Source organism: Candidatus Binataceae bacterium (assembly GCA_036495685.1).
Lineage (GTDB): Bacteria > Desulfobacterota > Binatia > Binatales > Binataceae > JAFAHS01.
In genome coordinates, this window is sequence record DASXMJ010000014.1 from 1 (window position 1) to 6,865 (window position 6,865).

Consider the following 6,865-nt stretch of genomic DNA (forward strand, 5'->3'; position numbering starts at 1 on the left):
ACCAGCCGCTCGGAGCAATCTTGAACAATGCGAAGGCTGCTCGGCGCCTACTTACCGCGAAGACACCAGATCTCGCCGAAATTGACGCCGCCCTCGACGATATCATCCGCGATGATGCCCGCGCCGTCGACATCGTGAAGAATGTTCGCGCAATGTTTAAGCGCGGCGAAGCTAAGATGTCGAAGGTCGATGTCAAGGAGCTTCTTCTTGATGTCGCTCGTATCGTCAGTACCGATGCTAAAACGAAACGGATTTCGTGGTCGCTGGAGTTGCCCGACTCACTGCCGCTCGTGCGGGGCGACCATACCCATCTGACCCAGGCGGTCCTGAACCTAGTCATGAACGCATTTGACTCGGTCATTGAAGGTGACCGCCCCCGCAAAATCGTTTTGTGTGCATGCCAGCAAGGACCCAACGAAGTACGCGTATCGGTGCGCGATTCAGGCAAGGGTATAGACTCCGAGGCTATGCCGCGTCTGTTCGACCCTTTCTTCACGACCAAGCCGACAGGGATGGGTATGGGGCTCACCATCGTGCGTTCAATCATCGAGAACCACGGCGGCCGGATTTGGGCAACACAGAATCCGGACTGTGGCGCGACGATGGAATTTGCGCTGCCGGTCACACCGAGCACCGCGCAGAGCGGCTGATTGGAATCGTCAGAATTACCTCGGGTCCGTGATGGCAGAGGCTTGGCCTGCGGCTTAGTGCCACTCTAGTGGCACCCCCCGGTAGACCTCCCAACCTTAGAAATGGGGCCTTGGACCAAAGTCCCATTTGCCCGAACAGCCAGAGCGCAGCATAGTCTGGTTTGTTCGCGCCGCGTGGCGCCGGACAAGTTCGGTCCGAATTCCGACGGCTGGCCTTCCAGCGACTAAGAGTCTCAATGCGCTGTTCAAAGTGCGGAGCAGAAAACCTGGAAGGCAAGCGGTTCTGCGGCGATTGCGGTGAGCCGCTGGGGAATCGCTGTCATCGGTGCGGCGCGGAAAATGCGCCCGGCAAGCGATTTTGCGGTGATTGCGGTGCTGCGCTTACGGGTCGTATCACCTCCGTGCAGTCATCGCCGGCCGCTCAATCCACGGCTGAGCTTCGTGCCCCAAGCGGCCCTGGCGATTCTGGTACCTCGACTGACGGCGAGCGCCGCCATCTGACGGTGCTGTTCTCAGACCTGGTCGGTTCGACCGAGATTGCCGCCCACCTGGACGCCGAAGACTGGCACCACATCGCTGCGCAGTATCAGCGCACCGGGGCCGCAGCGGTCACACGCTTTGGCGGGCACGTTGCCAAGTATCTCGGCGACGCCTGATGGTTTACTTCGGCTGGCCGGAAGCAGATGAGGACGATGCTGAGCGTGCAGTACGAGCCGGGCTCGCGATCGTTGACGACGTCAATGCGATGAACGAACGTCTGGCTGCCGAACACAATGTGAAGCTCTCGGTCCGCGTCGGGATCGAGAGCGGCTCCGTGGTTATGGGTCGAGGCGGCGGCGAGCAGGCTGACGTATTCGGCGATGCGCCCAATGTCGCTTCGCGCGTGCAATCGGCTGCGGAACCCAACTCGGTATTGATCACTGCCGCCGTGCATGAGCTCGTCTCAGGACTATTCCTAGTCGAGGATTTCGGTGCACATCAGCTCAAGGGTATCGCGCACCCTCTGCAGCTCTATCGCGCAGTCCAGCCGACCGCCGTGCGCCGGCATACTCGCAGCGCTGCGACCCGCGCCCTGACACCGTTCGTTGGGCGCGACGACGACATGCGCCTGCTGCTCAGTCGCTGGGAGCGGGCGCGAGGGGCAGGGCCAGCTGGCGCTGCTTATGGGTGAGCCGGGAATCGGCAAGTCACGCCTGGTGGATGAATTCCGCGCGCGTATCAGAGACGATCCCCATGTCTGGGTCGAATGCGCCGGCGAGCAGCTCTTCCAGGCCACGCCCTTTCACGCTGTCACCCAGATACTCGACCAGGGCCTCGGGTGGCGTGGCGACGAAAGCCCCGAAGAGCGAGCAACCCAACTCGAACTCAGGCTGCTGCGCGCGGGGCTGAAGGTCGGTGAAGCCGTGCCGCTCGTCGCGGAAATGCTCCGCCTTCCAATCCCGGACAAGTATCCGCCGCTGATGTTTGCGCCCGAGCAGAAGCGCAAGCGCCTGCTGGCGAATCTAGCGGGATGGGTGCTCAACGTCTCTCGCCTTCAACCAATGGTAATGGTGATGGAGGACCTGCACTGGGTCGATCCATCGACGCTTGAGCTAACCCAGATGTTGGTCGAGCAGGCCGCGACTGCACCGCTGATGTTACTCGGTACCGGGCGGCATGAATTTCGTGCGCCGTGGCCGATGCGGGCACACCACACGCAGATCACTCTTAATCGACTGAATGAGCGGCATACTCGGGAGGTGGTCACGGGCGTTGTGGCGCACGCCGCCCTCGCTCAGGAGCTGATCGATACAGTGGTGAAACGCACCGACGGGGTGCCGTTGTTCGCCGAAGAATTGACGCGACTGATTCTGGAAGGCGCGAGTCGTCCGCAGGTGCGCCCGATTCCTGCCACGCTCCATGATTCGCTCACGGCACGCCTCGACCGACTTGGACCTGCGAAAGAGGTCGCGCAAGTCGCGGCGGTGATTGGACGTGAGTTCTCCTACGAATTGCTGAAAGCAGTCGCGGGGATGGGCGAGGCGGAGCTGCAATCGGCCCTGGACAAGCTTGCGGACGCAGAGCTTATTTACGTGCGCGGCATCGCGCCAGAGGCAACCTATCAGTTCAAGCATGCATTGATCCAAGACGCGGCTTACGAGGCCCTGCTCAAGAGCAGACGCCGAGAGCTGCATCGCCGCGTCGCACAGACGATCACGCAAGGGTTCGCGGCGGTCGCGGAAGGGCAGCCCGAAGTAATTGCGCGACACTGGACCGATGCGGGACAGACGGAACCGGCGCTCGCCGCGTGGACCAAGGCAGGTGACATTTCGTTCGAGCGCCGCGCTTTTAAAGAGGCGGAAGACGCCTATCGGCGCGCACTTGAGATCCTAGAATTACAGCAAGAGTCACCCCAACGTGATCAGCGCGAGCTGGGCCTTCTCAGCTCACTGTTACAGGTTCTTCAGTTCACTAAAGGCTGGAACGCTCCTGAGTCCGCTGCCGTAGCTGACAATGCCCGCGCACTGGCTGAGAAGCACAACAATCTTCCCCAGCTAGTCTTACAGGTATTTCGCAGGTGGGCGGGCGTCGTGAGTTCCGGTGATCTGAGAGCCGCGATTGCGCTCGCCAATCAGTTGCTCATCTTGGCCAAGCGGGAGGGAAGCCCGGCGAAACTTGGACTCGCCTATGTCGCTCAAGTAAACGCGCGTTACTTCAGTGGAGATTTGTTGGGTGCCGAAGAAAACTTTGCGCTGGGAGCACCTTTCTTTGACGCCGCACAGAAGGAACCGGGCCTTTCGGTGATGGTGTACGGCTTTGCAAGCCACAATGCTTGGATGCTTGGCCTCGCGGACACCGCTCGAGAGCGCCTGGAAAAAGAGTTTGTGGCCGCGGATGAGCTCGCCAGTCCTTTCCAGCTAGCCTTCACGCAGTTCGTCGCGGCGATGCTCCGGCTCCAACTCAAGCAACCTGAAGCAGCGAAAAGGTTTGCGGATGACTCGATCAGTTTGTCAGCTCAGCACAAATTCCCGATCATCGGCGACCTATCCAGGATGGTCCTAGGACGCGCATGCGCAAGCTTGGGGAGCGAGGCAGATGGGGTCCGCCTAATACGCGACGCAATTGCCGCGCTTCCGGAGACGGATCGTAATGAAATGACAACCTTCCTCAGTTGGCTCGCAGAAGCGGAGGCACTCAATGGCGCTCTCGGCGATGCGCTCGTAACGATTGAACACGCACTGGAAGCTAACCCTATGGAAAATGCGGCTGCTGGAGATGCTTTGCGAATACGGGGAGAATTGCGCATCAAGATAGACCAGACACGGGGTGCAGAAGCTGATTTGCGCGAAGCGATCGCGCGTGCCCAGAAGGCCAGAGCGAAGGCGTTGGAACTGCGTGCCGCTACCAGCCTCGCGCGACTCCTCCGCGACATTGGGCGCTGCGACGAGGCGCTCGCCATGCTCGCCGAAATCTACAACTGGTTTACTGAAGGCTTCGACACTGCCGACCTGAAAGACGCCAAGGCGCTGCTGGATGAGTTGTCGGCGTAATGGCGTCTCGTTGCTGAAAAATCATAGACTGGCTACGACGCCACAATCGAGATCAGGCTGCCAGTAGGCCAGGGCGGCGCTGAGATCCTTGTCAAGAATCAGCCGACTACCGCAATCGGGTCACCAACTACGTGCGGCGCTTTTCGACCAAACGCCAGGTACCGGTTTTTCCGCCGAAGAGAGCGCGGTGTTAGTTTCGTCGCCGTGGATTGGCATAATGGTGGTGTCCTTCTTCCAACTATCGTTGACGCGGCGGCAGGCTCGGGAGCTGTTTGGGCGAGCCATCCTGCATCTGGCAGGAATTGAAGATCGGGCTCCGACCGAGAAGCGGGTGACGGGAAGGCCAGGCTCGGGAAGGGCCGACCGTTGCGCCGGCGACGGTACCGGATGGAAAAGCTCGTCGACTTGATCAGCGCGTCTCCCGCCCATCCGCGTACCGGGTGCTGAGCCAAGCGAGCAGAACCTTTACCTTCGGGTCGAGATGCTGGCAAAAACGTAAACCTCACGGCGCGCCTCCGCCCTCTCTTGTAAAGGAGCCGGCCACCGAGGCGCCCGGGAGACGAGCGCTGCACGTCTCCGCGGACGGTGTGAGATTGCGTCCTCTCGTCGGGCCTTCGCTGAGTTGAAGTCTCTACTCGATGACTAGTCCTTCAAGTTCCCCTTTTTCGCGCCAACGCTCGAGCATCTCACGGAATGCGACGGCGCCATCTGGATACTGGGCGTCGAGGAAGCCGTTGGTGTCTTGCCTGCCTTCACCGTTGTAGTAGCCGGGCGTGCAGGTGTTCAGATAGTCACTCATCAGGGTCTTGCCGGTGACTAATCGCACCCATTCTGCTTCGGCGTATGCGGTCGGTTCGATCGAGTGACCTTCACGCGCCCTCAGTTGTGAGATCAGATGCGCCACATGCTGCGACTGGGTGTTCAGCATATAGGTGAAGTTCGGAGCGAGTCCAGTTTGAGTCAGACCCATGTGGAAGAGATTCGGAAAGCCGTGACTCAGAAAACCATGGAAAGTCTTCATCCCGTCGGCCCAACAATCGGTGAGCGAACGGCCGTCGCGCCCGTAGACTTCGAATTCGGAGCGCCGCGTGTATGCGGTGCCAACCTCAAAGCCGGTCGCGAAGATCAGACAATCGACCTCGTACGCCACTCCATCGACAATCACTGCATGCTCGGTGATCCGATCCGCTCCTCTGCCTTGGGTATCGACCAGCTTTACGTTCGGCCGATTGAACGTTGGCAGATAGTCATCGTTGAAGGTCGGGCGTTTGCACCATTGTCCGTACCAGGGCTTTAGGGCCTCGGCGGTCGCTGAATCGTCGACCGTGGCCGCGACGCGTTCGCGAATCTCGTTCATCTTTTGAAAGTCTGCAATCTCGGCCATCAGCGCCATGTCCTGCGCGGACAGGGCGGTATCGTTCACACGGGAGAGCAGCCGCGCAAGATTCTTGAAGAGGCTGGTCCACTTGTCACCCACCAGGTCTTCCTCGAGCGGCACGCCTGCCAGAATCGAGCAGAAGTTATGGTTGCGGTACTCCTGCCACCCGGGCTTCAGAGTCGTCACCCAGTTGGGATCGGTGGGCTTGTTGCCGCGCTCATCGACCGATGACGGCGTCCGCTGAAAGACATAGAGTTGCTTCGCGTGCAGTCCCAGGTGGGGCACGCACTGAATTGCGGTCGCTCCCGTGCCGATGATTCCGATGCGCTTGTCCGCCAGTTTGTACAGCCCGCCGGTAGTATCGCCGCCCGTGTAGTCGTAGTCCCAGCGGCTGGTGTGAAAGGTGTGCCCTTGGAAGTTTTCGATCCCCGCTATGGCCGGCAGCTTGGGCCGATTGAGCGGACCACTCGACATGATTAGGTGGCGCGCGCTGAAGCGATCATCGCGATCAGTGATGACCTCCCACCAGTGCGAATTGTCATCCCATCGTGCTTCTTTGATCTGGGTCTGGAAGCAAGTCTTCGCATAGAGATTGAAGTGCTGGCCGATTCGCTGTGCGTGCTCGAATATCTCGGGCGCAAACGAGTACTTCTCTTTCGGCATGTAGCCGGTTTCCTCGAGCAGCGGCAAATAGACGTAGGACTCGATGTCGCATTGTGCGCCCGGGTAGCGGTTCCAGTACCAGGTGCCGCCGAAGTCTCCCCCTTTCTCGACGATGCGGAAGTCGGTGATTCCGGCCTGCTGGAGACGCGCCGCCGCGAGCAATCCGCCGAAGCCGCCACCGACGATCAACGCTTCGAGGTCCTCCTGAATCGCGGGACGGGCGAACGTTGTGACGTAAGGGTCCTCTTCAAAGCGGGCGAGTTGGCCCACGACTTCGCGGTATTGATGGTTGCCCTCGCGGCGAAGGCGCCTTGCGCGCTCTTGCGCATATTTCTGGCGCAGTTCGGCAGGGTCGAAGCCCAGCTGCTCGGGAATAGGGACACCGCTGCTTTGCACTTCGCTGGTAGGTTCACTCATCGCTCGCTTCCTCTAAGGGACGTTGCCCGCATGTTTATTGCGAAACTCTCCAATCTTCGATCGACCACTACTTAGAAAATTGAGTAAATGTCAACCAATTCGAGATTTGAATCTCGCTAGTCCCTTCGAGCTCGCGCTGCCTGGGTTTGACCGGAATCTGCTACAACGATTCAGGTATCGACGGAGCTCTCGAAACCTGCGCTGTGCCTGAGATGCTGGGAGCCTCT

The 6,865-nt window shown here is 60.0% G+C and carries 5 protein-coding genes; 4 read left to right on the forward strand and 1 reads right to left on the reverse strand.

Features of this window, described 5'->3' with window-relative positions:
* The 4 genes from VGI36_01470 to VGI36_01485 form a co-directional block, all read left to right on the forward strand.
* Nucleotides 1–650: HAMP domain-containing sensor histidine kinase (locus VGI36_01470; GenBank protein ID HEY2483784.1), on the forward strand; the 650-nt coding region annotated here is incomplete at its 5' end.
* A gap of 236 nt (nucleotides 651–886) precedes the next feature.
* Nucleotides 887–1,306: a zinc-ribbon domain-containing protein gene (locus VGI36_01475; protein ID HEY2483785.1), complete on the forward strand. Its 420-nt coding sequence runs from the start codon at nucleotides 887–889 to the stop codon at nucleotides 1,304–1,306.
* Nucleotides 1,306–1,821, forward strand: coding sequence for an adenylate/guanylate cyclase domain-containing protein (locus tag VGI36_01480; protein HEY2483786.1), 516 nt, complete (start codon nucleotides 1,306–1,308; stop codon nucleotides 1,819–1,821). Before VGI36_01475 ends, VGI36_01480 begins: the two co-directional genes overlap by 1 nt.
* Entirely contained in the window at nucleotides 1,814–4,180 is a 2,367-nt protein-coding gene (locus VGI36_01485) for an AAA family ATPase (GenBank protein HEY2483787.1), read from the forward strand. Before VGI36_01480 ends, VGI36_01485 begins: the two co-directional genes overlap by 8 nt.
* A 631-nt stretch (nucleotides 4,181–4,811) precedes the next feature.
* On the opposite strand, the gene VGI36_01490 is transcribed toward VGI36_01485, so the two are convergent.
* Nucleotides 4,812–6,638 carry an NAD(P)/FAD-dependent oxidoreductase gene (locus VGI36_01490; GenBank protein HEY2483788.1) on the reverse strand — a complete coding sequence of 609 codons (1,827 nt, stop codon included), beginning with the start codon at nucleotides 6,636–6,638 and terminating at the stop codon, nucleotides 4,812–4,814.
* Nucleotides 6,639–6,865: the final 227 nt, after the last annotated feature.